Annotated in this window: 32 protein-coding genes; 14 read left to right on the forward strand and 18 right to left on the reverse strand. The window is 68.4% G+C overall.

Translation table 11 applies throughout. From position 1 onward, the window contains the following. Positions 1–70 precede the first annotated feature (70 nt). Entirely contained in the window at positions 71–370 is a 300-nt protein-coding gene (locus ACFFU4_RS08565) for a DUF6429 family protein (protein WP_377069072.1), read from the forward strand. A 29-nt stretch (positions 371–399) separates the two neighbouring features. Here the strand turns inward: ACFFU4_RS08565 and ACFFU4_RS08570 are convergent, their stop codons facing one another. Next, the gene (locus tag ACFFU4_RS08570) at positions 400–804 is read right to left on the reverse strand and encodes a c-type cytochrome (protein WP_377069074.1); all 405 of its coding nucleotides are present in this window, start codon (positions 802–804) and stop codon (positions 400–402) included. Positions 805–869: 65 nt separating this feature from the next. Further along, the gene (locus tag ACFFU4_RS08575; protein WP_377069076.1) at positions 870–2444 is read right to left on the reverse strand and encodes a lysine--tRNA ligase; all 1575 of its coding nucleotides are present in this window, start codon (positions 2442–2444) and stop codon (positions 870–872) included. Between the two features lie 116 nt (positions 2445–2560). Between ACFFU4_RS08575 and ACFFU4_RS08580 the strand changes: the two genes are divergently transcribed. The 6 genes from ACFFU4_RS08580 to ACFFU4_RS08605 all read left to right on the forward strand — a co-directional run bounded on the left by ACFFU4_RS08580 (position 2561) and on the right by ACFFU4_RS08605 (position 6628). Next, entirely contained in the window at positions 2561–2986 is a 426-nt protein-coding gene (locus tag ACFFU4_RS08580) for a tellurite resistance TerB family protein (protein ID WP_377069078.1), read from the forward strand. 82 nt (positions 2987–3068) lie between these two features. Then, positions 3069–3857: a ribose-5-phosphate isomerase RpiA gene (rpiA, locus tag ACFFU4_RS08585; protein WP_377069080.1), complete on the forward strand. Its 789-nt coding sequence runs from the start codon at positions 3069–3071 to the stop codon at positions 3855–3857. A 46-nt stretch (positions 3858–3903) separates the two neighbouring features. Beyond that, the gene (gene rbfA, locus ACFFU4_RS08590) at positions 3904–4299 is read left to right on the forward strand and encodes a 30S ribosome-binding factor RbfA (protein ID WP_377069082.1); all 396 of its coding nucleotides are present in this window, start codon (positions 3904–3906) and stop codon (positions 4297–4299) included. Next, on the forward strand, positions 4286–5122 hold the full coding sequence (locus ACFFU4_RS08595; RefSeq protein WP_377069084.1) for a phosphodiester glycosidase family protein: 837 nt from the start codon (positions 4286–4288) through the stop codon (positions 5120–5122). The genes rbfA and ACFFU4_RS08595 overlap by 14 nt, the downstream gene beginning before the upstream one ends. Before the next feature lie 40 nt (positions 5123–5162). After that, entirely contained in the window at positions 5163–6068 is a 906-nt protein-coding gene (gene truB, locus ACFFU4_RS08600; protein ID WP_377069086.1) for a tRNA pseudouridine(55) synthase TruB, read from the forward strand. Next, complete coding sequence (locus ACFFU4_RS08605) at positions 6065–6628, forward strand: DUF1643 domain-containing protein (RefSeq protein ID WP_377069088.1); 564 nt, start codon at positions 6065–6067, stop codon at positions 6626–6628. Before truB ends, ACFFU4_RS08605 begins: the two co-directional genes overlap by 4 nt. Positions 6629–6638: 10 nt before the next feature. Here ACFFU4_RS08605 and ACFFU4_RS08610 read toward each other — a convergent pair whose 3' ends face one another. The 12 genes from ACFFU4_RS08610 to ACFFU4_RS08665 all read right to left on the reverse strand — a co-directional run bounded on the left by ACFFU4_RS08610 (position 6639) and on the right by ACFFU4_RS08665 (position 18600). Further along, positions 6639–7478 (reverse strand): alpha/beta hydrolase family protein, encoded by an 840-nt coding sequence (locus ACFFU4_RS08610; protein ID WP_377069090.1) that lies wholly within the window; start codon positions 7476–7478, stop codon positions 6639–6641. A gap of 134 nt (positions 7479–7612) precedes the next feature. Then, positions 7613–9130: a malonate--CoA ligase gene (locus tag ACFFU4_RS08615; RefSeq protein ID WP_377069092.1), complete on the reverse strand. Its 1518-nt coding sequence runs from the start codon at positions 9128–9130 to the stop codon at positions 7613–7615. A gap of 41 nt (positions 9131–9171) precedes the next feature. Further along, positions 9172–10407, reverse strand: coding sequence for an MFS transporter (locus tag ACFFU4_RS08620; protein ID WP_377069094.1), 1236 nt, complete (start codon positions 10405–10407; stop codon positions 9172–9174). 75 nt (positions 10408–10482) lie between these two features. Continuing rightward, positions 10483–11448 (reverse strand): hypothetical protein, encoded by a 966-nt coding sequence (locus ACFFU4_RS08625; RefSeq protein WP_377069096.1) that lies wholly within the window; start codon positions 11446–11448, stop codon positions 10483–10485. Then, entirely contained in the window at positions 11409–11867 is a 459-nt protein-coding gene (locus ACFFU4_RS08630) for a winged helix DNA-binding protein (RefSeq protein WP_377069098.1), read from the reverse strand. Before ACFFU4_RS08630 ends, ACFFU4_RS08625 begins: the two co-directional genes overlap by 40 nt. Before the next feature lie 44 nt (positions 11868–11911). Continuing rightward, a complete protein-coding gene (locus ACFFU4_RS08635) occupies positions 11912–13216 on the reverse strand; it encodes a TRAP transporter large permease (protein ID WP_377069100.1) in 1305 nt (434 codons plus the stop codon). After that, positions 13206–13769 (reverse strand): TRAP transporter small permease, encoded by a 564-nt coding sequence (locus tag ACFFU4_RS08640; protein WP_377069102.1) that lies wholly within the window; start codon positions 13767–13769, stop codon positions 13206–13208. Before ACFFU4_RS08640 ends, ACFFU4_RS08635 begins: the two co-directional genes overlap by 11 nt. A gap of 66 nt (positions 13770–13835) precedes the next feature. Continuing rightward, positions 13836–14816, reverse strand: a complete 981-nt coding sequence (locus ACFFU4_RS08645) for a TRAP transporter substrate-binding protein (protein ID WP_377069104.1) — start codon at positions 14814–14816, stop codon at positions 13836–13838. 317 nt (positions 14817–15133) lie between these two features. Beyond that, complete coding sequence (locus ACFFU4_RS08650; protein ID WP_377069106.1) at positions 15134–16186, reverse strand: permease; 1053 nt, start codon at positions 16184–16186, stop codon at positions 15134–15136. Between the two features lie 43 nt (positions 16187–16229). Further along, the gene (locus tag ACFFU4_RS08655) at positions 16230–16547 is read right to left on the reverse strand and encodes an ArsR/SmtB family transcription factor (protein WP_377069108.1); all 318 of its coding nucleotides are present in this window, start codon (positions 16545–16547) and stop codon (positions 16230–16232) included. Between the two features lie 30 nt (positions 16548–16577). Further along, entirely contained in the window at positions 16578–17405 is an 828-nt protein-coding gene (locus ACFFU4_RS08660; protein ID WP_377069110.1) for an HTD2 family dehydratase, read from the reverse strand. A gap of 10 nt (positions 17406–17415) precedes the next feature. Next, entirely contained in the window at positions 17416–18600 is a 1185-nt protein-coding gene (locus ACFFU4_RS08665; RefSeq protein ID WP_377069112.1) for an acyl-CoA dehydrogenase family protein, read from the reverse strand. 138 nt (positions 18601–18738) lie between these two features. Between ACFFU4_RS08665 and ACFFU4_RS08670 the strand changes: the two genes are divergently transcribed. From ACFFU4_RS08670 to ACFFU4_RS08690, 5 genes are all read left to right on the forward strand, one after another. Continuing rightward, positions 18739–19866, forward strand: a complete 1128-nt coding sequence (locus ACFFU4_RS08670; protein ID WP_377069114.1) for a CaiB/BaiF CoA transferase family protein — start codon at positions 18739–18741, stop codon at positions 19864–19866. A 4-nt stretch (positions 19867–19870) separates the two neighbouring features. Next, complete coding sequence (locus tag ACFFU4_RS08675) at positions 19871–20542, forward strand: class I SAM-dependent methyltransferase (RefSeq protein ID WP_377069116.1); 672 nt, start codon at positions 19871–19873, stop codon at positions 20540–20542. A gap of 73 nt (positions 20543–20615) precedes the next feature. Next, positions 20616–21323, forward strand: coding sequence for an ABC transporter permease (locus tag ACFFU4_RS08680; RefSeq protein WP_377069118.1), 708 nt, complete (start codon positions 20616–20618; stop codon positions 21321–21323). 7 nt (positions 21324–21330) lie between these two features. Continuing rightward, complete coding sequence (locus ACFFU4_RS08685) at positions 21331–22086, forward strand: ATP-binding cassette domain-containing protein (protein ID WP_377069120.1); 756 nt, start codon at positions 21331–21333, stop codon at positions 22084–22086. Between the two features lie 24 nt (positions 22087–22110). Next, a complete protein-coding gene (locus tag ACFFU4_RS08690) occupies positions 22111–22935 on the forward strand; it encodes an ABC transporter substrate-binding protein (RefSeq protein WP_377069122.1) in 825 nt (274 codons plus the stop codon). Positions 22936–22954: 19 nt separating this feature from the next. Here the strand turns inward: ACFFU4_RS08690 and cmk are convergent, their stop codons facing one another. Beyond that, entirely contained in the window at positions 22955–23563 is a 609-nt protein-coding gene (cmk, locus tag ACFFU4_RS08695) for a (d)CMP kinase (protein ID WP_377069124.1), read from the reverse strand. Positions 23564–23659: 96 nt separating this feature from the next. Here cmk and ACFFU4_RS08700 point away from each other — a divergent pair, with 96 nt between their 5' ends. Continuing rightward, entirely contained in the window at positions 23660–23998 is a 339-nt protein-coding gene (locus tag ACFFU4_RS08700) for a DUF952 domain-containing protein (protein WP_377069126.1), read from the forward strand. After that, positions 23995–25053 (forward strand): quinone-dependent dihydroorotate dehydrogenase, encoded by a 1059-nt coding sequence (locus ACFFU4_RS08705; RefSeq protein ID WP_377069128.1) that lies wholly within the window; start codon positions 23995–23997, stop codon positions 25051–25053. The genes ACFFU4_RS08700 and ACFFU4_RS08705 overlap by 4 nt, the downstream gene beginning before the upstream one ends. 305 nt (positions 25054–25358) lie before the next feature. Here the strand turns inward: ACFFU4_RS08705 and ACFFU4_RS08710 are convergent, their stop codons facing one another. The 3 genes from ACFFU4_RS08710 to ACFFU4_RS08720 form a co-directional block, all read right to left on the reverse strand. Continuing rightward, complete coding sequence (locus tag ACFFU4_RS08710) at positions 25359–25706, reverse strand: DUF2794 domain-containing protein (RefSeq protein ID WP_377069130.1); 348 nt, start codon at positions 25704–25706, stop codon at positions 25359–25361. A gap of 72 nt (positions 25707–25778) precedes the next feature. Then, the gene (locus tag ACFFU4_RS08715) at positions 25779–26216 is read right to left on the reverse strand and encodes a YqfO family protein (RefSeq protein ID WP_377069132.1); all 438 of its coding nucleotides are present in this window, start codon (positions 26214–26216) and stop codon (positions 25779–25781) included. Beyond that, positions 26209–26895: an ArsR/SmtB family transcription factor gene (locus tag ACFFU4_RS08720; RefSeq protein WP_377069134.1), complete on the reverse strand. Its 687-nt coding sequence runs from the start codon at positions 26893–26895 to the stop codon at positions 26209–26211. The genes ACFFU4_RS08715 and ACFFU4_RS08720 overlap by 8 nt, the downstream gene beginning before the upstream one ends. Between the last annotated feature and the right edge of the window lie 31 nt (positions 26896–26926).

Below are 26926 nucleotides of genomic sequence, written 5' to 3' on the forward strand. Positions count from 1 at the left end.
TCGCCCCATGCCCCGCCGTCCCCAACCTCTTCTCGGTCGTCGACGACGCCTAAAACCTTGCCGGGCGGGGATGTCTCCGGTCTGGCAGAGGACGGAACGGAAGGACAGGACAGGACAGGACAGGACACTCGACACGGACAGGATAGACGAGGCGGCGCTGGCGATCCTCAGCCTCACGCTGCATGACGGCGACCGGGTCTGGAAAGCCATCGCCTGGGACATCACCAACCGGCTGTTCGAAAAGGGCCTGATCGCGGACCCGAAGGGCAAGGCGAAATCGCTGGCCCTGACCCGCGACGGCATCGCGCGCGCCCGCGCAATCCTCGCGCGCGATTTCAGCCAGCCGGAGCGATCCGCGGACGCCCCATAGACGGCCTCCGACGGGCATCCGCCGCGCCCCTACCCGTCCTGGATGCTCTCCAGGTAGGCCATCAGCGCCGCGAGCGGGCGCGGCGTGGGCGTCAGCACCCCGTCGCCCACGTCCACCGGCACCGTCTCGCCCTCCAGCAGCAGGCCGAACTCGGGCATCTCCTGCCCCGGCAGCCCGGTGCGGTCATAGCCGTCGATCACCGACAGCACGCGCCGGCGCGGGAACACGCCATCCTCCGAAAGTTGCGTCAGGTCGGCGGGCGGCGGCACCATCCCGGTGGCCCACGGCCCGTCGCCCTTGCCCGCAGGCCCGTGGCATTGCGCGCAGTTCCCGGCATAGATCGCCGCGCCTTCGCTGGCATCGGGCATGGAGACGGCCTGCACGCAGGCGGCAAGCCCGAGAACGGCGACGAGGATCAGGGGGCGTGTCTGCATCGGGGGCCTCTTTCGCTTTTGCAACCGAGGCTAGCCGCGGCGGGCACACCGCGCAATGCTCTCGATCAAGCCAGCTCCCCCGCCAGCGCCCGGTCGATCAGCGCCACCGTCTCCTCGACCCCGTAAAGCGCAATGAACCCGCCGAAGCGCGGGCCCTGGCTTGCCCCCAGCAGCACCTCGTAGAGTGCCTTGAACCAGTCGCGCAGCGGGTCGAACCGGTCACGCCCCACGGCATAGACGATGGATTGCAGCGCCTCGTCCTCCACCGGCCCGTCATAGGCCGCCAGCCTTTCGCGCAGGTCGCTCAGCGCCTCGCGCTCGGCCTCGGTGGGCGCGCGATAGGTCTTGGCGGGGGCGACGAAATCCTCGTAGTAGCGCACCGCGTAACCGGCGGCGGCATCCATGTCGGGATGGGTCTCGGCGCTCGCCTCCGGCGCATAGCGGCGGATAAAGCCCCACAGCGTCTCCTTGTCATGGGCGGCGGAAACCGACGCGAGGTTCAGCAGCATCGAGAACGGCACCACCATGCGGCTCTCGGGCACGTCGCCGTTGTGGATGTGATGCACCGGGTTGGCCGCCCGCTGCGCCGCGTCCTGCCCGGCATAGGCGCGCAATTGCTGATGATACTCGTCCACCGCCTTTGGGATCACGTCGAAATGCAGCCGTTTGGCGGTCTTGGGCTTTTGATACATGAAATAGCTCAAGGACTCGGTCGCGGCATAGCGCAGCCACTCATCGATGCTGATGCCGTTGCCGCTCGATTTCGAGATCTTCTGCCCGGTCTCGTCGAGGAACAGTTCATAGGTGAAATGCTCGGGCGGGCGCACGCCCAGCGCCCGGCAGATACCATCGTAAATGGGCGTGTTGGTGGAATGGTCCTTGCCATACATCTCGAAATCGACGCCCAGCGCCGCCCAGCGGGCGCCGAAATCGGGCTTCCACTGAAGCTTCACGCGCCCGCCCGTCACCGGCAGTGTCCATTCCCGCCCGTCCTCGTCGTCGAAGGTGATCTCGCCCCTCGCGCCATCCACATGCTTCATCGGCACGTAGAGCACGCGCCCCGTCTCGGGGTGGATCGGCAGGAAGATGGAATAGGTCTGCTGCCGCTCCTCGCGCAAGCTTTTCAGCATGATCTTCATGATGTCGTCATAGCGCGCGGCGGCGCGCAGCAGCACCTCGTCGAACTGCCCCGAGGCATAGAATTCGGTCGCCGAAATGAACTCGTACTCGAACCCGAACGTATCGAGAAACCGCCGCAGCATGGCGTTGTTATGCGCGCCAAAGCTTTCGTGTGTGCCGAACGGGTCGGGCACGGATGTCAGCGGCTTTTGCAAATGCCCGGCCAGCATTTCGCGGTCGGGCACATTGCCGGGCACCTTGCGCATCCCGTCGAGATCGTCCGAGAAACAGATCATCCGCGTCGGGATGTCGCTGATCGTCTCGAAGGCGCGGCGGATCATCGTGGTGCGCAGCACCTCGCCGAAGGTGCCGATATGCGGCAATCCGCTCGGGCCATAGCCGGTCTCGAACAGCACATGCCCCTTGTCCGGCGGCGCCTTTTCATACCGTTTGAGCACGCGCCGCGCCTCTTCAAAAGGCCACGCCTTCGAATTCATCGCCGCGTCTCGCAGGTCGGACATCGCTCAAACTCCGGTTTTGCCGCGCACAGGGGTGCGCGCGGGTGCGGGCTACCTATTGCCGGGGCGCGGCACAGTCAATATTCTGCACCGCAACACGCCCCCCTGAAAGGCCCCCCATGTCAGACCAGATTCCCCACCCGCTCAGCCCGCAGGACTGCCTCGTCGCCCTGATGATCGCGGTCGCCGCCTCCGACGAGAACATGCGCACCGCCGAACTCGTCAAGATCGAGAGCACGATCAACAACCTGCCGATCTTCGCCAGCTACGATCTCGACCGGCTGCGCATCATGTCGCAGACGGTGTTCGACCTGTTCTCGGTCGAGGACGGGCTCGACGCGCTGTTCGGCCTGATCCGTGACAACCTGCCCGAGACGCTCAACGAGACGGCCTACGCGCTCGCCTGCGACGTCGCCGCCGCCGACGGCACGCTCAACGACCGCGAGTTGCGCCTGCTCGAGGAAATCCGCTACGAGCTCGATATCGACCGGCTCCATGCCGCCGCCATCGAGCGCGGCGCGCGCGCCCGTCACCTCACGATCTGAGCGCGCCTCGCGGCGATTGCCCCTCGCGCCGCCGCCGCAACGCGCCTATAACGACAGCCGCAACAGCCCTGGGGATACCGCCATGACCGGAGAGCTTTCGCCCATAGACAAGGCCAAGTTCGTCGCCGCCAAACGCTCCGTCGATTATATCGAGGACGGGATGCGCGTGGGGCTCGGCACCGGCTCCACCGCGGCGTGGATGGTGCGCTGCCTCGGAGAGATGGTGCGCGAGGACGGGCTCCGGATCAAGGGCGTGCCCACCTCCACCCGCACCGCCGAGCTTGCCCGCGAGGTGGGCATCGAGGTGATCAGCCTCGACGAGGCGAAATGGCTCGACCTGACCATCGACGGCGCGGATGAGTTCGACGCCAACCTCAACCTGATCAAGGGCGGCGGCGGCGCGCTGTTGCAGGAAAAGATCGTCGCCACCGCCAGCGACCAGATGATCGTGATCGCCGATATCGGCAAGGAGGTCGAGCATCTCGGCGCCTTCCCCCTGCCGGTCGAGGTGATCCCGTTCGGCTGGCAGTCCACCAAGTCGCTGATCGAGGAACTGCTCATCAACATGGACGTTCTGGGCCGCGACGCCACCCTGCGGACCAACGGCGACCGGCCCTTCGTCACCGACGAGGGCAATTACATCATCGACCTGCACCTGTCGCGCATCGGCCACCCGCACCGGCTGTCGATGGCGCTCAACCAGATGCCGGGGGTGGTCGAGAACGGCCTCTTTCTCGACATCTGCGACGTGGTGATCCTCGGCTTCGGCGATGGCCGGGTCGAAACCCGCGATATCAACGACGGCACCGTCGCCAAGGACCGGATCGACTTCGTCGAGAGCGAGAACCTGTTCGCCGATCTCGACGATTGAGCCCCCGCCGCTTGGCACGCCCCGACCAAAGGATTACATCGGCGCAATGGCAAAGAACCGTACACATGACGGCCCCGGCCCCTCGCAACGGCAACTCCGCGTCGGCGAGCTGATCCGCCGCACGCTCTCCGAGGTGCTGATGCGCGGCGACATCCACGATCCCGACCTCAACCGCCTGTCGGTCACGGTGGGCGAGGTGCGGCTCTCGCCCGATCTCAAGATCGCAACCGCCTTCGTCATGCCGCTGGGCGGCGAGGCGCAGGGCGAGGCGATCGAATATCTGGCGCGCAACAAGCCCGAGCTGCGCCGCCTCATCGGTCGCAAGGCCGGGCTCAAGTTCACCCCCGACCTGCGCTTCCGCCTTGACGAGACCTTCGACCAGATCGACGAGACGCGAAGGCTCTTCGAGGATGAAAAGGTGCGCCGGGATGTCGAGGGGTAGGGTCGCACCATGGGGCCTGTGTCGGGTTCTGCGCGTCTTCTTGCGCGGAATCGAGGCGCGCTTGCGCGCCGCCGTCCTTCTTCCACCCCTCGCCCTCCTCCTCCTTGCTGCCCCCGCCTCCGCCGCCTCCTGCCGTGCCCTCACCGTCGAGGGCGCGGATTACACCCTGTGCGAGGCCGACGCCGCCCGCGACAATATCCGCCTGTTCCTGAACGACCCCGACACCGGCACACCGCTGGGCAGCTTCGCCAATGTCGAAAGGCTGCTCGAAGCCGAGGGCAAGCGCCTCGCCTTCGCCATGAATGGCGGCATGTATCACCCGGACCGCCGCCCCGTCGGCCTCCATGTCGAGGCGGGGCGCGAACTGGCCCCGCTTGTCACACGCGCCGGCCCCGGCAATTTCGGGATGCTGCCCAACGGCGTACTCTGCGTCACCGATACCCGCGCCCGCGTGATCGAATCGCGCCAGTTCGCCCGCAATGCCCCCGCCTGCCGCCACGCCACCCAATCCGGCCCGATGCTGGTGATCGACGGCGCGCTGCACCCCCGCTTCATCGCGGACAGCGACAGCCGCTTTGTCCGCAATGGCGTCGGCACCTCGGCGGACGGGCGGCGCGCGTGGTTCCTCATCTCCGAGGCGCCGGTGAATTTCCACCGCTTCGCGCGCGTCTTCCGTGACCATACCGGCGCGGCGAACGCGCTCTATCTCGATGGCAAGGTGTCGCGCCTCCACGCTCCGGCGCTGGGCCGCTCGGATCAGGGCTTCCTGCCGCTCGGCCCCATCCTCGGCGTCGTGGTTGACGCGGGTGCGCCGCTCGACTAGGCCCTTGCGCCTGATCCGGGGACAGCAACAGGACCGACGCATGGCACGCAAGCCCAAGGGCCGCGACATTTCCGGCTGGCTGGTGGTGGACAAGCCCGCGGGGCTCACCTCCACCGCCGTCGTCAACAAGGTGAAATGGGCGCTGGAGGCGAAGAAGGCGGGCCATGCCGGCACGCTCGACCCCGAGGCGACAGGCGTGCTCGCCATCGCGCTGGGCGAGGCCACCAAGACCGTCCCCTACATCACCGACGCGCTCAAGGCTTACCGCTTTACCGTGCGGTTCGGGCAGGCCACCAACACCGACGACGCCGAGGGCGAAGTGACCGACACCAGCGACGCGCGCCCCACCGACGCACAGATCAAGGACACGCTCGGCGCCTTCCTCGGAGAGATCATGCAGGTGCCGCCGCGCTTCTCGGCGGTCAAGATCGACGGCGAGCGCGCCTACAAGCGCGCCCGCGACGGCGAGGATTTCGAGGTCGCGGCCCGCCCCCTCTGGGTCGAGGAGATCGTGCTCGCCGACCGCCCCGACCGGGATACGGCGGTGATCGAGATGACCTGCGGCAAGGGCGGCTACGTGCGCGCCGTCGCCCGCGATCTGGGCCGCGCGCTTGGCTGCTTCGGCCACGTCGTGACGCTGCGCCGCACATGGTCCGGGCCGTTCGACGCCGGGGACGGGATCGGCATGGAGACGATCGAGGCGCTCGCCCGCACCCCCGGTCTCGACGCGCATCTGCGCCCGGTCGAGGACGGGCTCGCCGACCTGCCCATGGTCACCGCCACGCCCGAGGGCGCGGCGCGGCTGCGCAACGGCAATCCCGGCATGGTGATCGCCAGCGGTGTGGACTATGGCGAGGAATGCTGGGCCGCACATGACGGCCAGGCCATCGCCGTGGGCCGCTTCCGGGCGGGCGAATTGCACCCCTCCCGCGTGTTCAACCGATGACCGCACCCGAGGACCGGCACGACCCCGGCGGCCGCGTCCGCCTGCGCCTGCCCGAGGGCGTGCAGGGCGGGGCCACATTCTCCGAGTGCGGCCGCTACCGGCAGGCCCTCACCCGCGACTGGACCGCGCCCGGAGACGTGCCCCGCACGGTGCTCTTCGTCGGCATGAACCCGTCGGTCGCCGATGCCGCCGCCTCCGACCCCACCTGCCACCGCGAGCTGACCTTCGCCCGCGACTGGGGCTATACCCGCTACCTCAAGGGCAACGTACTCGACTGGCGCGCCACCTCCCCGCGCGACCTGCCGCACGACCCGGGCCTTGCGTGCAGCCCGGCCAACATCCCGGCGCTGGTGGCGATGGCCGAAGAGGCGGCGCTCGTGGTCATGGCCTATGGCAAACTGCACGCGCGCTACGCCGAAACCGTCCGCGCCGCCGTGACGGCGCTGGCCGCCACCGGCCGCCCGCTCAGGTGCTTTGGCCTCAACAAGGACGGCTCGGCCAAACACCCGCTCTACCTGCGCCGCGACACCCCGCTCGCGGATTTCCCGCTGCCCGTTTGACGGCGCGGGCTCAGGACGGATCCTCCACCCCCTCGAACCACCGCCACGCATCGGCGGCGAGGGCGGGGCCGATCTCGTAGAACCAGTGGGTATGGCCGGGGATGAGGTGCAATTCGGTCTCGTGCCCCGCAGCGGCGAGGGCGGCGGCGCTCGCCCGCGCCCCCGCGACCGAAAAGATGTGATCGCGCGCGCCAAGATAGAGCCGCAGCGGTGCCGCCTCCGGGTTGGGCAGATAGTGCCCGGCGGGGCCATACCCGGCATGCAGCGCCGCCGCCCGCCACGGACCGATCCCGCGATTGAGCAGCAGCGCGGCCAGCCGCGCCCCGTCGGAATGGCCGAAAAGATAGACGCGCCCCCGGTCGATGGCGCGCCTCCCGGCCACATCGTCGAGCATCGCCGCGATCCGTCCCGCGTCGAGATCGCCCGCGGACCATGTCTGCCCCGCCGCCTCGGGCGCGATCAGCACGACCGACCGCGTGCGCCCCACCCGCTGCCACATCTCCAGCATCGACAGCCCGTCGCGCCCCGCCCCGTGCAACAGCACCACCACCGGCGCGGGGGCCTCTCCGGGCGGCAGCAGGCTCCGCCATGCCAGGCCCGCCGTCCGGTGCCGCGCGCTCGCCCGGATGATTTCGGCGGAGGGGGCGTACTCATAACGCGCCGGGATGGCCGGGGTCAGCAGCCCGCGCCTGCGCTCGGTGAGCGGGCCGGGGACCACCTGTGCCGCGATGGCAGTGCGCGGGCCGGACGGGGCCGCCTGCCGCCTGTCGGGAAACAGCACCACCGCCACCGCCACGAGGGCAAGCCCGCAGCCGAACAGCCCGCCCAAAACGATCCGCGACAGCCTCATGTCTCACCCCGGCACCCGTTACCCGGCCTCCGCTTAGCGAAAGCTCAGGGTTGCGTAAAGCCCGAAGCGCAATCGTCATAGGCGAGCCGCCGCGCCGGTCTCACGCCGATCCGGGAAAAGCGCGACGGTCCCCCTCACTCCGCCGTGAAAATCCCCGCATACTCCGCCCGGAGCGCGTTTTTCTGCACCTTGCCCATGGTGTTGCGCGGCAGCGCGTCCACCAGGATGATCCTGCGCGGCCGCTTGAATCGCGCCAGCGCGCGCTCCGTCGCCGTGGCGATCGCCTGCGTGTCGGGCGTGGCCCCCGCCTCGGGCACGAGGATCGCCACCGGCACCTCGCCCATGTCGGGATGCGGCACGCCCACCACCGCGCTTTCCAGCACGCCGGGCTGATCGTCGAGAACCATCTCCACCTCCCTGGGATAGATGTTGTAGCCGCCCGAGATCACCACATCCTTGATCCGCCCGACGATGGTGACATAGCCGCGCGCGTCCACCCGCCCCAGATCGCCGGTGATGAAGAATCCGTCGCCGCGCATCTCCTCCGCCGTCTTTTCCGGCATGTTCCAGTAGCCGCGGAACACGTTGGGGCCGCGCACCTCCAGCATACCGACCGCACCCTGCGCCACCTCCGCGCCGCTCTCGGGATCGGTGATACGCAATTCCACCCCCGGCAGCGGGAACCCCACGGTACCCGCGCGCCGCGCGCCCTCGTAGGGGTTGGAGGTGGTCATGTTGGTCTCGGTCATGCCGTAACGCTCCAGGATGCGGTGCCCGGTGCGCGCCTCGAACGCGGCGTGCGTCTCGGCCAGCAGCGGCGCGGAGCCGGAGGTGAAAAGCCGCATATGCGCCACCAGATCGCGGGTGAGGCGCGGATCGTCCAGCAGCCGCGTGTAGAAGGTCGGCACGCCCATCATCGCGGTGGCACGCGGCAGCGCCGCGATCACCGCGTCGATGTCGAAACGCGGCTGAAGGATCATCGCCCCGCCCGCCATCAGCACCGTGTTGGTCGCCACAAAGAGACCGTGGGTGTGAAAGATCGGCAGCGCGTGCAGCAGCACGTCGCGCGCGGTAAAGCGCCAGTACTCCGCCAGCACCCGCGCGTTCGACAAGAGGTTCTCCTGCGTCAGCATCGCCCCCTTGGAGCGCCCGGTCGTGCCCGAGGTATAGAGCAGCGCGGCGAGATCGTCGCCCCCGCGCGGCGTGGTCTCAAAGCTCTCGGGCAGGCCGCGCGCGGCATCGGGCAGGCTGCCGCCACCCTCCGCATCGAGCGTCATCAACACCGCCCCCGCCGCCTTGGCCACCGGGCGCAGACTGTCGGCCTGCGCCGGATCGCAGAGCAACAGCCCCGCGCCGCTGTCGGTCACGAAATAGGACACCTCGTCGGGCGTGTAGGCGGTGTTGAGCGGCAGGAACACGATCCCCGCCTGCACGCAGGCGGCATAGACGACAAGCGCCTCGGCCGATTTCGGCACCTGCGCGGCCAGCCGGTCGCCGGGGCCAAGCCCCGCGCCACGCAGCGCATGGGCCAGCCGCGCGGCCATGCGCAGAAAGGCGTCATGGCTCAGCGTGCGGCCATCGACGAGGTGCAGAAACGCCGCGTCGCGCCCCGCATGGCGGGCAAACAGCGTGTCGTAAAGAGGGTTGGCCATGAAAATCCCCGTGTCCCCGTGTCCCCTTGCCCCCCGTGGCGTCAGGCGGCGGCGAGCGGGCGCTCGCGAACCGGCAGATGCACCAGCGCCGAGAACGCCCCCACGCCGACACCGATCCACCACACCAGCGAATAATCGCCGTGCAGATCATAGAGCCGCCCGCCCAGCCAGACGCCCAGAAAGCTGCCAAGCTGATGCGAGAAGAACACGATCCCGTAGAGCGTGCCCATGTAGCGCAGGCCGTAGATATGCGCGATCAGCCCGGAGGTGAGCGGCACCGTGGCCAGCCACAGCGACCCCATCGCCACCGAAAACAGCAGCACCGTCCCCGGCGTGATCGGCGTCAGCATGAACGCCGCCGCCACCAATGTGCGCGCGGCATAGATCCCCGCCAGCAGGTGCTTGCGCGAATGGCGATTGCCGAGCCAGCCCGCCATCAGCGTGCCGCCGATATTGGCAAGGCCAATGAGCGAGATCGCCACCGCGCCCAGCGCCGAGGTGGTGGTGATGCCGATATTGTGCAGCGCCCCGCCGGGCAGGATCGGGCCGCACATCTCTGTCACCAGCGCCGGGAAATGCGCGGTGATAAAGCCAAGCTGATAGCCGCAACTGAAAAACCCGACGAAGATGAGCGTGTAGGACGGATCGCGCGCCGCCTGCCGAAGCGCCGCGCCCAGCGACTGCTCCAGCACGGCGCGGCCCGCGGGCGCGGGTGCCGCGCGCATCAGCGGCAGCATCACCAGCACCCCCAGGATCGTCGCGGCAAAGACCACGAACACGCCCTGCCAACTAAGGAATCCCAGCATCCATTCCGCCACCGGCGCGCCGAATACCTGCCCCGCCGATCCCGCGGCGGTGGCAATGGCCAGGCTCATCGAGCGGTTCTCGTCCGAGCTTGCCCGCCCGACCACGGCGAGGATCACGCCAAAGCCGGTGCCGGCGATACCGAACCCCACCAGCACCTCGTAGACATGGTGCGCCTCCGGCGAGACGGCGAACGACGACAGCACCAGCCCGGCGGCATAAACCAGCGCGCCGATGACGATGGCCCGGCGGTCGCCCATCTTCTCGGCCAGCGCGCCAAAGAGCGGCTGACCGATCCCCCAGGCAAGGTTCTGGATCGCGATCGCCAGCGAGAACTCGGCGCGCGGCCAGTTGAACTCCTCGGCAATCGGGATCTGGAACACGCCGAATGACGCGCGAATCGCGAAGGAGATCATCAGGATGGTGCAGCCCGCGATCAGGACGGGCGTTATCAGGGGGGCGGATTTCTGCATCTGGACCTCACGCGTATCGGGCGCAGATTACGCCACCGCGCGGCGGCGTCAATTCAGGCTTTGTGGTGGCGTCCATCACGCAGGCGCAAGCCGTCGGATCAGCGGTGCCATCACCAGCGGGGTGAGATACATCGGCAGTTGATACAGCCCCACGAACAGCAACAGTGCCGCCGCCGTCTCGGCCGGCAGCGCACCGAGGAACAGCGCCAGGTTGCGGTTGCCCGCGATGACGGCCAGCGCCGGGGCGCTGCCCGGCGCGCGGCGGCGCGCCACCAGCAGCGTAACCACCTGCGCCCCGAAGCCGAGCGCGAAAACGGCGGCGAGCGTGGCCCACAAGGCGGGGGTGGGGGCCATCAGCGCGGGCCCCACGGCGGACATCAGGCCGACCACCACCACCGCCATCGCCAGCGTGATGAGCCCGTCCACCGCGCCCTGCCCCGCCGGGCCGCGCAGCCACGCCACCCGCGCGCGCAGGCAAATCCCCGCACCCCCCGCCAGCGCGATCACCGCCAGCAGGCGCAGCGCCGCCTCCACCACCACCAGCGGCGCGCCGAACACCGGCAACAGCCAGAACACCGGCAGCACCGTCAGCGGCAACAGCGCCGTGCCCAGCACCAGTTGCCGCAGCGCCGGGGCGGGATCGCCCCCCGCGAGGATGGTAAGGCCGGGGCTGCCGGTCATCGGCGGCGCGGCCAGCACCAGCACCACGCCGATGCCGAGGATGCTCGCCTGTGCCCCCAGCGCCCACAGCCCGGCGATGGCCGCCACCGGCAACGCCACCTGCATCGCCAGCGTCACACCAAGATAACGCGGCAAGGTCCGACGCCCCGGAAACGCCGCCCGCATCTCCACCCGCAGCGTCGCCAGAAACAGCAGAAACGCGATCATCGGAAAGATGAGCGGCGCCATCGCCCGCGCCAGCCCCGGTGCCAGCGCCCCCACCACGAGGCCCGCCACCAGCACCAGCCGCCCGTGCCGCGCCAGTGCCGCGAGCGCGCCGCTCACACCGCCGCCGCGCCGCGCGCCGCCTGATCGTAACACCCCGAAAGCGCCCGCAGCAGCGCCGCCAGCCGCGACATCTCTTCCCGGTCAATTCCCAGTTGTTCCACCGAGCGCACCAGCAACTCCTCGCGCACATGGCCATAGCGGGTGCAATACCCGGCCCCCGCCGACGTGATGGTCACGGTCTTTTCCTTGCCCTTGCGCCCGGTCTCGACAAGGCCGTGACGCTCCAGCTTCTTGACCGCATAGCTGACGAGGTGGGTATCCTCGACATTCAGCACGAGGCAGATATCGGCGAGGCTCTTGGGCCGGTCGCGATGATGCACGAGGTGCACCACCAGCACCTCCAGCGGGGCGAGGCCCGGCATCCCGGCTGCGGTCATGCAGCGCGACATCCAGCGCTGGAACGCGTGATTGGCCATGGTGAGGGCAAACTCCATCTCCGACAGCTCCGGCATGCCGGAGCTGGCAAGATGGGCCGAGGACACGACCGGCCCCGGCCTCAGCGGGCGAGCATCGTCTGCGGGATCCATAGGGCGATCTCCGGGAACAGGGTCAGGATGGCGGTGGCCGCCACCAAGAGCAGAAAGAACGGGAAGGCGTGGCGCGCGATCTGGAATATGCCGCGCCCGGTGATGGATTGCAGCACGAAGAGGTTGAACCCCACCGGCGGCGTGATCTGGCTCATCTCCACCACCAGCACGAGAAAGATGCCGAACCATATCGGGTCGATCCCGGCGGCCAGCACCATCGGCAGGATCACCGAGGTGGTCAGCACGACAATGGAAATGCCGTCGAGAAACATGCCCAGCAGGATGAAGAACACCACCAGCGCCGCCAGCAGCATGTTGGCCGAATAGCCCTGCTCGCCGATCCATGCCGCCAGCGCGCGCGGGATGCCGGTATAGCCCATGGCGACCGTGAGGAACGCCGCCCCGGCGAGGATAAAGGAGATCATGCAGGTGGTGATCGTGGCCCCGCGCAGCGCACCCCATGTGCTCTCCCAGTCGAGCGAACCACCCAGACCCGACAGGATCAAGGCACCCAGCACGCCGACGACTGCCGCCTCCGTGGGCGAGGCGAGGCCGGCATAGATCGAGCCGATGACGGCGACGATCAGCAGGATCGTCGGCCCCAGGAGGACCACCGCGCGCAGCTTGTCCGCCAGCGACGTGGCCGGTTCGGGGGCGGGCATCCGGTCGCGATGCAACAGCGCCCAGAGCATCGTGTAGCCCGAGAAAAGCGCCGCCAGCATCAGCCCCGGACCGATCCCGGCGAGGAACAGCCGCGCGATGCTCTGCTCGGTCGCAGCCCCGTAAACGATCAGGATGATCGAGGGCGGGATCAGAAACCCGAACGTACCGGAACCGGCCAGCGTGCCGATGATCATGCGGTCGTCATAGCCGCGCCGCGTCAGTTCGGGCACCGACATGCGCCCCACCGTGGCCGTGGTGGCGGCGGACGAGCCCGAGACGGCGGCGAAGAGCGCGCAGCCAAAGATATTGGCATGCAAGAGCCGCCCCGGCAGCCGTCCGGTCAGCGGGGCCAGCCCCGAGAACATGTCCGACGACAGCCGCGAGCGGAACAGGATCTCGCCCATCCAGATGAACATCGGCAGCGCGGTCAGATCCCAGATGTTGAGCGCCCCCCACACCTTGGTGGCAAAGACCAGCTCCACCGGTGCCGTGGACGCCATCAGCATCGCCGCCAGCCCCACGGCGATGAGCGCGAAGCCCACCCACAGGCCCAGCGCGAGGCACCCGAAGAGGATCGCGACGAGGACCAGCGCGAGCGTCTCAATGCCCATCGGTGCCTCCTTTCTTCGCCGCTTCGGCAGCGCGCCAGGCGGGGGTCTGCCCGCGCAACAGCGCCACAAGCCCGTCGATCAGCGCCACCGCCAGCAACGCCAGCCCCGCCACCATCACCGCCTGCGGCACCCACAGCGGAAACTTCGCCATGCCAAAGCTCACAGCCTCGAAAGTGTAGCTGTCACGCGCCTGCACGAATGCGCTGTAGAGCGCAAAGCCGCACAGCCCCAGCGCCCCCAGCAGCACCGGCACCGAATTGGCCCGCGCCAGCGGCACGGGCAGGCTGTCGGTCAGCATGGTCACGCGCACATGCCCGCCCGCGCGCAGCGTCCCCGCCAGCGCCAGAAACGCCGCACCGACAAACAGGAAACCACCCATCTCCGACAGCGAGGTGATGGCGATGCCCACCGGCTCGCGGCCAAGGGCGATCAGGCTACGGTCGATCACGCGGCCCGCCACCTGCACCAGCACCAGCACGGCGATCGCCACCAGCGCCAGCGCGGCCAGGACGAATCCCGCATCGTAAAGACGGTCGAGCGTCCTGCGCAGCATGGCAAGGCTCCTGTCTGTCCGCGAAGGGAAACGTCGCGGGCGGGATCGCCCCGCCCGCGCGCCCGCTCAGTTGCGGGCGTAATTGTCGAGGATCAGTTCACCCTCGGGACCGGCGGCCTTCTGCCATTCCGCGGTCATGGTCTCGCCGATCTCGCGCAGCTCGCTGGCAAGCTGACCGGAGGGCTGATGGACCTGCATGCCGTTCTCCTCCAGCGTGGCGATCTTGTCCTCGGTCTCGGCCACCGACATTTCCCAGCCGCGCAGTTCGGCCTCCGCCGCCGCCTCGATCAGCGCCTCCTGCTGATCCGCGGGCAGCGCGTCAAAGGCGCGGGTGTTGACGAACACCATGTTCTTGGGGAGCCACGCCTGCGTGTCGATGTAATGACCGACGAAATCCCACGCCTGCGACGACACGCCGGTCGAGGGCGAGGTGATCATCGCCTCGATCCGCGAGGTGGAAAAGGCCGTGGGGATGTCACCCGCCTCGACCGTGGTGGGCACCGCCCCCATGAGCTGCGCCAGCCGCTCGGTGGCGGTGTTGTAGGCGCGGAAATTGACGCCCTGAAGCTGCTTGGTCGAGGTCACCTCCTCGGTGACATAGAGGCTCTGGCCAGGCCACGGCACGGCATAAAGCAGCGTCAGCCCCTGATCGGCCAGCTTGGCCGCGATCTGGTTGCGCGAGGCCTGCCACAGCCGCGCGGCATCCTCGTAGCTCGCCGCGAGGAACGGCACCGAATCGACGCCGAACACCGCGTCCTCGTTGGCAAGCTGCGACATCAGGATCTCGCCGATGGGCGCAAGGCCCCGGCGCACCGAATCGCGGATTTCCGGGTGCGCGTAGAGCGAACCCGCCGAGTGCACGGTGATGCTGAGCCCGCCGTCGGTGGCCTCGGCCACGTCCTCGGCGAACTGCATGATGTTCTGGGTATGAAAGACGGAATCGCCATAGGGCGTTGGCATGTCCCAGGTGGTCTGCGCATGGCCCGCGCCCGCGCCGAGCCCGAGGGCAAGGGCCCCCGACAGCGCCACGCTCAAAAAGTGTTTCATGATGTGCTCCCTGATGTATCAAATGATGCCGGAGCCGACCGGAGGCGGCACCGGTTGTGCAGGAGCCTGCGGTGTCACTTATAATTTGTCAACAAAATATTGATGAGACGTGTGGCGGGATACGCCCCGCCCCTTGGTTGTGCCTCATCGAGGGGTCATGAGTGACCTGTAGCGGTCGTTGACGAACGGAATCTTGAAAAGATTCCGTACAAGAAAGTTTAAAACTTTCTTGATCTTACCTTGCCGTGACGGTTCAGCCCGACACTAATGGCCTACGGCGGTTCAAGGCCATGCACGCCCCCCCGCCGCGCACTGCCTCATGCGAATTGCCACATCTGAAACAGCAGCCCGGCGGCAAACGCCCCCGTCAGCGACAGCGCAATGTAGAGCGCGAAGACGCGCGGCTTGACCAGCGCCCAGACCGCGATGGCGGCGGGCAGCGAGGTGACGCCGCCCGCAACGAGAAAGGCCAGCCCCGCGCCGGGCGCCATCCCCTGTTCGACCAGCCCGCCCACCAGCGGCAGCGCGGCATAGCCGTTGAGATAGGCGGGCACCCCGACGAGGGTGCCCAGCGCGATGGGCATCAGGCCGGTGCCGCCCAGCACGCCGGTGATCGTCTCGGCAGGGACAAAGGCCAGCATCAGGCTTTCGAGGACAAAGGCCAGCGTCAGCCATTTCAGCAGGAACAGCGTCACATTCATCGCCTCGCGCCCGAATTTCGCGCGCCGCTCCGGCTCGGCCCAGAAGCGCCAGACCACCGGCTTGGGATCGCGCAGCTTGGACCCGCCGCAACCGCCGTTGCCGATGCCGTCGCGCAGCGGATCGCTCAAGCCCCCGGCACGGCCCGCGAGGTGCACCACCCAGCCACCCATCAGGCCCAGCCCGATGGCCGCCAGCGTCTTGGCGATGGCGAACTCGAGGCCCAGAACCCCCGTGGTCAGCACGAACATCGACGGGTCCATGACCGGCGAGGCGAGCCAGAACGCCATCACCGCCGCCAGCGGCACCCCCATCGCCAGCAGCGCCGCGATGAGCGGGATCACCCCGCAGGAGCAGAACGGCGACAGCGCCCCGGCCAGCGCCGCCAGCCCGATCATCACCACCGGCGCGCCGGTAAAGGCGCGGGCGATCAGGTTGTCCGCCCCGGTGGCGGTGGCCCAGGCCGCGACGGCGATGGACAGCACGAGAAACGGCGCGGTGCCCGCCAGCGCGTCAAGGGTGAAGGCGACCGACGCCCCCGCCTGCGCGCGGTCGAATACGGCGAGCAGCACGAGGATCAGCGCGGTGATGAGCCAGACGCCGTACTTGCGCCAGAGCGCGCGCAAGGCCAAGGCGGCAGCGCGCGGCGGGGTGAGGGTGGTGTCACTCATTTTTATATCCCTGGGTTTGTCGTTGTGTTTGGCGTAAAAAAATTCACGCCGCGCTGTCGGTCTGCTCCAGCCGCACGCCGGTGCAGCATTCTGCGGTGAGAAAATCGAGCATGGACCGCATCGCGGCAAAATCCACGCGGTTGAGGATGCTGCGCCCCTGCCGTTCCTGCACCACCAGCCCGGCATCGACCAGCGTCGAGAGATGGTGCGCCAGCGTCGAGGGCGCCTGCCCCAGATGCTGCCCGATCTCGCCCACGCTCAACCCCTCGTCGCCCGCCCGCACCAGCAGGCGAAAGATCGACAGGCGGGTGTCGTGGCCGAGAGCGGCAAGCGCGCGGGAGGTCGAGGCAGTCTGTGTCATGCGGTCAATATACCTATAAAACTAGTTATGTCAATCTTCCAGAGCCGCCCGCCCCTCCATCGTCACGACCCCGTCCGCCACATGCCGCACCCGCAGGTCCATCCCGCCGTCGCGTGCGCGGGATTCAATGGCCACCTCCGCGCTGCAGATGAGCGGCGTGCGCCCGCGATACGAAAAGCGGCGAACCGTGCGGTTCGCGGCCTGAACCGCGAGGTTCATCATCCACACCGCCTGCATCGGCCCGTGCACGACGAGGCCCTCGTAGCCCTCGACCTGCGTCGCGTAGGGGTGATCGTAATGGATGCGGTGGCCGTTGAAGGTCAGCGCCGAGAAGCGAAAGAGCAGCGTCGGATCGGGCGTGAGGTGCCACGCCTCGGCCCCCGGCCACTCTTCCGCAGGCGCGGGCGGGCGCGCCTGCCCCGGCGTCGGATCCTCGCGATAGACGATGTCCTGCCGCTCGGTCAGGCGCGGCGCGCCCCCGGCCTTGTAAACGTGGCGTTGCGAGACAAAGCCCAGCCGTCCGCTGCGCCCCTGCTTGAAGGTCACGCCTTCGATGACCGTTTCGCGCTCCACCACGTCATCCACCTGAAAAGGCTCGTGAAATTCCAGTTCTCCCCCTGCCCACATGCGGCGCGGCAGCGGCAGGGCGGGCAGGAAGATGCCCGGCTTCGGGTGACAGTCCCGGCCCAGATGCGCGGGCTCCACCACATCCGGCACGAGGCACCAATGCAGCCCCACCGGCACCTCCGCCTCAGCCAGATATCCGGCCAGCGTGGCGCGGAACTGCGCGATCAGCCGCTCCGAGACCGGCTCGCTGCGCGTGTACCCCCACCCGATCCAGTCGGAAAAGTCATTCATTTACAGATCCTTACGCCCCGCTCCCCGACCCGTAGGATTTGGGCAGGCCCAGCACCTGTTCGGCGATATAGCACAGAATCAGGTTGGTCGAGATCGGCGCGATCTGGTAGAGCCGCGCCTCGCGCCACTTGCGCTCGACATCGTACTCCTCGGCAAAGGCAAAGCCGCCATGCGTCTGCATGCAGGCCTCTGCCGCCTCCCAGCTTGCCTCGGACGCGAGCAGCTTGGCGGTGTTGGCCTCGACGCCGGGGTTTTGCCCCGCGTCATACATCGCCGCCGCGCGGTAGACGATCGCCTCCGCCGCCATCAGATGCGCCTGCGCCCGTGCCAGCGGGAATTGCACGCCCTGATTGGCACCAATGGCCTCGCCGAACACCACCCGTTCGCGTGCGTAATCCGACCCGGTTTTCAGGAACCACTTGGCGTCCCCGATGCATTCGGCGGCAATGAGGATACGCTCGGAATTCATGCCAGACAGGATGTAGCGAAAGCCCTTGCCCTCCTCACCGATCAGGCTGTCGGCGGGGATGCGCAGGTTGTCGAAGAACACCTCGGTGGTGGCGTGATTGATCATCGTGCGGATCGGGCGGATCTCGACCCCGTTGCCAATTTTCTCCCGCAGATCAACGAGGAACACCGACAACCCGTCGGTTTTCGACCTGACCTCGGCGCGCGGCGTGGTGCGCGCCAGCAGGATCATCAGGTCGGAATGCTCCACCCGCGAGGTCCAGATCTTCTGGCCGTTGATCACATATTCGTCGCCCTCGCGCCGCGCCGTGGTCTTGAGCGCCAGCGTATCGGTGCCGCTTGTGGGTTCCGTCACGCCAAACGCTTGCAGGCGCAGCGTGCCATCGGCGATGCCCGGCAGATACGCCGCCTTTTGCGCGTCGGCCCCATGCCGCAGCAGCGTGCCCATCGTGTACATCTGCGCGTGACAGGCGGCGGCGTTGCAGCCAGAGCGGTGGATTTCCTCCAGGATCACGGACGCGGCTGTCAGGTTCAGCCCCGATCCGCCGTACTCCTCGGGGATCATCGCCGCCAGATACCCCTCGCGGATAAGCGCATCGACGAACTCCCTGGGATAGGCCCGCCGCGCGTCGAGATCGCGCCAGTAGCTGCCGGGAAACCCCGCGCAGACCCGCGCCACACCCGCGCGGATATCGGCATGCTCGGCGGTGGGATCGAATGTGGTCATGGTGTCTTGTTCCCGTCTCTTGCGGGCAGATATTTCGCAGGTTTCGCCCCGGAGGGGAATATCCGCCCGGCGGGAAACCGGGCTTTCCCCCGTCGTCGTGACCCGGCATTGTCGGGCGCGCAACCAAGGAGCCTGCCCATGTCCGCCGATCTCTCCGGTCTTGTCGTCGTCTCGCTCGAACAGGCGGTCGCCGCGCCCTATGCCTCCTCCCGTCTCGCCGACGCGGGTGCGCGGGTGATCAAGGTGGAACGCCCCGAGGGCGATTTCGCGCGCGGCTATGACAGTCTCGTGCAGGGCGAGAGCGCCTATTTCGTCTGGCTCAACCGGGGCAAGGAATCGGTCTGTCTCGACCTGCGTGACGAAGCTGATCGTGCCCTGATGGAGCGGATGCTGGCCCGTGCGGATATCTTCATCCAAAACCTCGCGCCGGGGGCCATAGACCGGCTGGGATTCGCCCCCGACCGGCTGCGCGCCGACTATCCGCGCCTCATTACCGTGTCGATCTCGGGCTATGGCGAAGAGGGGCCGCTGGCCGATCTCAAGGCCTATGACCTGCTGGTGCAGGCCGAAACCGGCCTGTCGTCGATCACCGGCAACGCGGCGGGCCCGGCGCGCACCGGCGTGTCGGTCTGCGATATCGCGGCGGGCATGACCGCCTATCAATCCATCCTGGAGGCATTGATCGGGCGCGCCACCACCGGCGCGGGGCGGCATATCGCGGTATCGCTCTTTCACGCCCTCAGCGACTGGATGAACGTGCCCTATCTGCAATACGCCTATGGCGGCAAGGTGCCGCCGCGTGCGGGGCTGAACCATCCCACCATCGCGCCCTACGGTGCCTATGAGGGCAGCGATGGCAAATCCTTTCTGATCTCGATCCAGAACGAGCGGGAATGGGGCGCGTTTTGCGAGACGATCCTCGGGGAGGCCGCACTCGCCCGCGATCCACGCTTTGACAGCAATTCGAAACGGGTCGCCAATCGGGACGCCCTCGATGCGGTGCTGCGCCCGGTCTTTGCCGGTGTGACCCGCGACGAGATGGCCGAGCGGCTGCGCGCCGCGCGCATCGCCTATGGGCGCGTGAGCGAGATGGAGGACGTCGCACGGCACCCGCAGAACCGCTATGTCACCGTCGAGACGCCAAGCGGCCCGGTGCGGATGCTGGCCCCCGGCGCGCTGATTGACAACACGCCGGCCACGCCCGGCCCGGTGCCCGGTCTGGGGGCGCATACCGACGCTTTGCGCAGCGAATTCGGAAAGGGCTGAGGCGATGGACACGGGCGAACGGATCGTCGCGATCCTGAAGGACAGGGGCGCGCGCGATGTGCTCGATATCGGATGCGGCCACGGCGGACTGGCCCGGCTGCTGGTCAGGGAGGGTCACAGCGTCATCGGCATCGACCCGGACCCCGGAGCCATCGCCGCGGCACGGGACAAGGTGCCGGAGGCGCAGTTTCAAGCATCGGGGGCCGAGGCGTTGCCGTTTGGTCCGGGCCGGTTCGATGCCTGCGTGTTTCTCAACTCCCTGCATCACGTGCCGGTGCCGCTGATGAAACGTGCGCTGCACGAGGCGCTGCGGGTCTTGCGCCCCGGCGGTGAGGTGATCGTGGTGGAGCCACTGGCCAAGGGGCCGTTCTTCGAGGTGATGCGCCCGGTCGAGGATGAAACCGAGATCCGCCGCGCCGCCATGGCCGCGATCGACGCGCTCTGCGCCTCGGGCATGGCGACCGGACCGGCCCCGGAAACATGGTCGCGGCCCACGCCGGTGGCCGACACCGAGGCGTTCATCGACAGCCTCGCCCGCGTCGACCCCGCCCGCCGCGCGGTGGCCGAGGCGCAGCGCGAGAGCATCGCCCGGCTCTTTGCCCGCCACGCGACCGAGGGGCCGGGTGGCCGCGAACTGCACCAGCCTCTGCGCCTGTGGCGATTGCGGCCCATCTGAGCAGCCGGATAAATCGGCTCTGGATTGATATGTGTTTTTGTGCTTTTTTTCCCAGCAGAGGGAGAAATCGCATTTGTTCAGCTTTGGCGACATCATGGCAGAGGCGCTCGGCCTGATCCTTACATGGGATCGGGACCTGAGCGAGATCGTCGCGCTGTCGCTGCGCGTGACGCTGACGGCGGTGGCGCTTGCCTGCCTGATCGGCCTGCCTCTGGGCGCAATCGTGGGCGCGTTCCGCTTTCGCGGGCGGGGCGCGGTGACGGTGCTGCTCAACGCGCTGATGGGCCTGCCGCCGGTGGTGGTGGGGCTGTTCGTCTACCTGATGCTGTCCAATGCGGGACCGCTGGGCATTCTGGGCCTGCTCTACACGCCCTCTGCCATGATCATTGCGCAAACCATCCTCGTCACGCCCATCGTGGCGGCGCTGACGAAACAGGTGGTCGAGGATCTGCACGGCGAATATGCTGAGCAATTCGCCTCTTTCGGTCTTTCGGCGCGCGAGCGGGTCGCGGCCCTTCTGTGGGATGCGCGCTACAGCCTGCTGACCGTGGCGCTCGCCGGTTTCGGTCGTGCGGTGGCCGAGGTGGGCGCGGTGCTGATCGTCGGCGGCAATATCAACCATGTGACGCGGGTGATGACCACGACCATCGCGCTCGAGACCTCCAAGGGCAATCTGGAACTGGCGCTGGCGCTTGGCGTGCTGCTGCTGGGGCTTGCGGTGATCGTGAATGCCGGGGTGATGGCGCTGCGCGCCTCGGCGGTGCGGGCGGCCTATGCGTGACACGGTGATGGATATCCTCGCAGAACGTCCCGTAGAGGCGAAACCGCTGCTGGAGGCGCGGTCCTTGCGCTTTGCGGCGGGCGGGCAGACCCTGATTCACGGCATTGACGTGGCGGTAGAGCCAGGCAAGCGCACCCTCGTGATGGGCGCCAACGGCAGCGGCAAGAGCCTGCTGTTGCGGCTACTGCACGGGTTGCTCACGCCGTCCTCGGGAGAGGTTCTGTGGCGCGGCCATGCCCCCGACCGCGCGGCGCGGCGGGCGCAGGCGATGGTGTTTCAGCGCCCGGTGATGCTGCGCCGCTCGGTGCTGGCCAACCTGAATTTCGCGCTGAAGGTCCACGGCCTCGCGGGGCGGGCGCGCGCCGACCGCGCGCAGGAGGCGCTGGAGATGGCGCGGCTTACCGACCTCGCAGGCCACCCCGCGCGCGTCCTGTCGGGCGGCGAGCAACAGCGCCTCGCGGTGGCGCGCGCGCTGGTGTGCGAGCCGGAATTGCTGTTTCTCGACGAACCCACAAGCAGCCTCGATCCGGCGTCCACGCAGATGATCGAGGATCTGGTCAATGACGCCCATGCGCGCGGCGTCACCATCGTGATGGTCACCCATGACATGGGGCAGGCAAGGCGCATGGGTGACGAGATGATCTTTCTCCATGCCGGGCGCGTCGCGGAGCGCGGCCCGCTCGATCAGGTTCTGGGCGCGCCGCGCTCGGAGGCCGCCCGCGCCTGGACGCAGGGGCGGCTCTATACCGCAACCGACCACTAACCCCAAACCAACACGGAGCGTGCAATGTTCAGACGTCACCTTCTTTCGCTTGCCCTCGGCGCGACACTGGCCCTCGGGGCCACTGCGGTGCAGGCGCAGGACGAGTTCATCGTGGTGCAATCGACCACATCGACCCAGAATTCGGGCCTGTTCGACCATATCCTGCCGATGTTCGAGGAGGAGATCGGCATCGAAGTCCGGGTCGTGGCCGTGGGCACCGGGCAGGCGATCAAGAATGCCGCCAACGGCGATGGCGACGTGCTGTTCGTCCACGCCAAACCCGCTGAAGAAAAGTTCGTGGCCGAGGGGCATGGCGTGGAACGGTTCGACGTGATGTACAACGATTTCGTCATCGTCGGCCCGCCCTCAGACCCTGCGGGCGTGGCAGGCTCGAGCGACGTGGTCGCGGCCCTGACCAAGATCGCCGAGGCCGAGGCGGCCTTTGCCTCGCGCGGCGATGACAGCGGCACCAACAAGGCCGAGTTGCGGCTGTGGAATGAGGCCGGGATCGACGCGCAATCATCCTCGGGCGAGTGGTATCGCGAAACCGGCTCGGGCATGGGCGCGACGCTCAACACCGGCACGGCCATGGGCGCCTATATCATGACCGACCGCGCCACCTGGATCGCCTTCGGCAACAAGGGCGACTACGAGATCGCGGTCGAGGGCGACCCGAAGATGTTCAACCAGTATGGCATCATCCTCGTGAACCCCGAGAAGCACGCCAACGTCAAGGCCGAGGCCGGGCAGACGTTCATCGACTGGGTGCTGTCGGACGCGGGGCAGGCCGCCATCGCGGACTACGAGGTGGACGGTCAGCAGCTCTTCTTCCCCAACGCGGGCGAATGATCCGCAGGCGCGCGCAGGCTCAGCCGCGCGCCCGCTCCACCGCAGCCACAGCCGCCGCCACCGCCTCGTCGATCGACATCTCTGAGGTGTCGAGCCGCAGCGCGTCGTCGGCGGGTTTGAGCGGGGCCTCGGCGCGGGCACTGTCGCGGGCGTCGCGCTGGCGCAGATCCTCCTCGACCTCCTCAAGCGTCACATCGTGCCCGCCTCCGCGCATTTCCTTGTGACGGCGGCGGGCCCGCTCGGCATCGCAGGCGGTGACGAAGAGCTTCACCTCGGCCTCGGGGCAGATCACCGTGCCGATGTCGCGGCCATCGAGCACCGCGCCTCCTGCCCGCCGGGCAAATGCGCGCTGGAAATCCAGAAGCGCCTGGCGCACCTCGGGAATGGCGGCCACGCGGCTTGCCGCCTGGCTCACCTCGGGGGTGCGCAGGTCATCGGCGTCGAGATCGTCGGCGCGCAGCGTCCGCGCCGCCTCCACCGGGTCGATCCCGTCGAGCGTACGCCGACCCGTGGCGCGATAGAGCAAACCGGTATCGAGATGGGCAAAGCCGAAATGCGCGGCGAGGGCGCGCCCTATGGTCCCCTTGCCCGCCGCCGCTGGCCCGTCGATCGCGATGGTGAATGCCATGCCCGCCTCCCGTAGTGGACCATCTTGCTAGCCGATCGCGCCCCCTGCCTCAAGCATCGCTTGACGGCGGGCCACCGGCGCGGCATTCCCGCTTGCATGCTGATCTACAAGATTTTCCGCGCCCCCGAATGGGCGGCCCTGCAAAAGGCGGGCGAGACGCGCGGCGCACCGGTCGATCTGGCCGACGACTACGTGCACTTCTCGACCGCCGAACAGGCGGCCGAGACGGCGGCAAAACATTTCGCGGGCGAGGACGGGCTGATGCTGCTGGCGGTCGAGGCGGATCGCCTCGGTGACGCCCTGAAATGGGAACCGTCGCGCGGCGGGGCACTGTTCCCGCATCTCTACCGCGCGCTGCGGCTGGAGGATGTGGCCTGGGCAAGGCCCTTGCCGCTGGTGGCGGGCGCGCACCGCTTTCCCAAGGGCCTCGAATGACGGGGTTGGAACGCCTCGGGCTCGGCCTGATGCACCGGCTCGATCCCGAGACGGCGCACGGCCTTGCGCTGCGGGCGCTGCGGATGGGGCTTGCCCCCGCGCCCGGTCCCGTCACGTCGCCGCGGCTTCGGACCGATCTGTCGGGGATAATGCTGCCGAACCCGGTGGGCCTTGCCGCCGGGTTCGACAAGAACGCCGAGGCGCTGGGGCCGCTCAGCCGCGCCGGGTTCGGCTTTATCGAGGTGGGGGCCGTCACGCCGCGCGCGCAGCCGGGCAACCCGCGCCCGCGTCTCTTTCGGCTGGCGGAGGATCGCGGCGTCATCAATCGCTTCGGCTTCAACAATGGCGGCATGGAGGCCGCCGCCGCGCGGCTGGCCCGGCGTCCGCAGGGCGCGGTGATCGGCCTCAACCTCGGGGCCAACAAGGACAGCGCCGACCGCGCCGCCGATTTCGCCACGGTGCTGCGCCATTGCGGCGCGCATCTCGATTTCGCCACCGTCAATGTCAGCAGCCCCAATACCGAGCGGCTGCGCGAGTTGCAGGGGGCCGAAGCGCTGGCGGCGTTGCTCTCGGGGGTGATGGCGGCGCGCGACGGGCTGCCCCGGCGCATCCCTGTGTTCCTCAAGATCGCGCCGGACCTTGGCGACGCGGAACTGGGCGAGATCGCCGAGGTGGCGCGGGGCGCGGGCATCGCCGGGATAATCGCCACCAACACCACGCTGTCGCGCGAGGGATTGCGCGGGGCCGCGCGCGGCGAGGCGGGGGGCCTGTCGGGCGCGCCGCTGTTCGAGCGCTCCACGCGGGTGCTGGCGCGGCTGTCGCAGCTAACCGGCGGAGACATGCCGCTGATCGGCGTCGGCGGGATCGGCTCGGCCGAGGACGCCTATGCCAAGATCCGCGCCGGGGCCACGGCGGTGCAGCTTTACTCGGCGCTGGTTTACGAGGGGCTGTCGCTGGTGTCGGAGATCGCGCGGGGGCTCGACGCGCTGCTGGCACGCGACGGGTTCGCGTCGGTGGCCGAGGCGGTGGGGTCCGGGCGTGATGCGTGGCTGTGAACGGCAGGTGAGGGGGTCGGCCTGTTGCGGACGTTGACCCATCCGGTGATGAGCCGCGCGAGCGCCAGCCCGCGGGATGGCGATGCAAGGGCTGGTCTATTGCGCTTTATGTCGGGGTTCCCGAGTAATATCAAAGCCTTGCGCCAGCGGCACCCAATCGCCAGCCCTGTCGGGCGGGTCATGCCGGAGGCATGCCTCTGGCATGACCGCTCGCGCGGCGGCGTGCAAGCACGCCTTGATTCCGCGCGGGGGAAGGCAGGCGAATGGCGGGAACAGGCCAATCGCCCCCGACCACCCTTTGCCCGCTACTCCACCGCGCGGATGAGCTTGCGCTCCAGCACCCGCAGCACGGTACGCAGGTCGTGGCCGCGCTTGAGTATCCGCCCGTCCATGCCGATCACCGCATACTGCCCCTGCCGGTCGCGCAGGCGGGGGCGTTTCTCGATGCGATAGAGCGGATGCTCGGCGGTGCGGCGAAAGACCGAGAACACGGCCACGTCGCGCAGGCAGGAGATGCCGTAATCGCGCCACTCACCCGCCGCCACCATGCGCCCGTAGAGCGACAGGATCACGCCCAGTTCGTCGCGTCGGAACGCCACCTGCGGCTCGGTCGGTTTCGCGCCCGCGAGCGGGCCGGGGCCTGGCATGTTCATGACCCCAGAGTTGCGCCAATCGCGACGCGAATCAAGGAATTTCAGGTACGCCCGCGCCCCGGTAGCCGCAGCTCATCGATGCGCGGGCGGCACCCAGTCGGCGGTATCGCGGTTCCAGAAACGGTTGGGATTGTCCTCGTCCATACCGCGCCGGTGACGGCAACGCTGCGCGGGCACGAGATGGATCACCGGTTCCTCATAGGGATGGGTGGCATAGATGGCGCGGATAAGCGCATCGAGCGCTGCACCCCGGGCGGTGGTAAAGACTTGCCACTCGATGCAATCCACCTCGACGGTGTCTTCGGTGGCCCGGTTTCTGCCGCCCCCGCAGGAGCGGAATCGCTGCACGCCCGCTGCGCTGTGAAACGACACGCGGTCATAATCCCCGTGTGCCAGAGGGTCTGCCCCCAGCACCGCCGCCTCGACCCGGGGCAAGGCCTCGACCGGCAGTTGCACGAGAATGCGCAGCCCGGTCTCGACCCGATAGCGCCCGAACCCTCTGTCACGCATGGTCCAGCCCTCGCGGATCGCAACCGATGACAGCAGCCAGCGCGACACGCCCGTGCGCCGTCAGATGCAGCCCACGCCGTGGCCCGGCGGGCCGCATCCAGTCCTCGGCGAGCGCGTGATCGAGAATGGCCCGGCCAAGCGTGCCGCCGATATGATCGCGGCGCTCGGACCAGTCGAGGCAGGATCGCACCACGACACGCCCCGCCTTGTCCGGCAGGTCCACGCCAAGCCCGCGCCAGAGCAGCGAAGGCATCGCCACCATCCCCTCGCCCGCGCACCGGAGCGCCCCCCGGGCGATCAGCGCATCGCAGAGCGCCACGGCGATGGTCCCGGCAAGATGGTTGTAACAGCAGCGTAGCGAGGCCAGGGCCGCTGCCTTGGCCCGCTGACTGCGCGCGAGGTGATCGAACGGCGTCAGCCCGGCAACATGCTCCAGCATCGCGGCCACCTCCGGCCCCGCGATCCGGTGGTAGAGACAGCGCCCGCTGCGCCGTTGCGCGATCAGCCCCGCCCCGGCCAGATGATGCAGGTGGACACTGGCAGTTTGCGGCGTGACACCCGCATCGGCGGCCAGTTCCTTGTTGGTCCAGGCACGCCCGTCCATCATCGCGCAGAGCATCCGCGCGCGGCTCGCATTGGCCAGGGCATGGCCCGTGATATCCAGTCTCGGTGTTGTCATGCCGTGCAGCCTGCGCCGGAGCGCGGCCCGC

The organism is Roseovarius ramblicola, assembly GCF_042430665.1.
GTDB classification, from domain to species: Bacteria; Pseudomonadota; Alphaproteobacteria; order Rhodobacterales; family Rhodobacteraceae; genus Roseovarius; species Roseovarius ramblicola.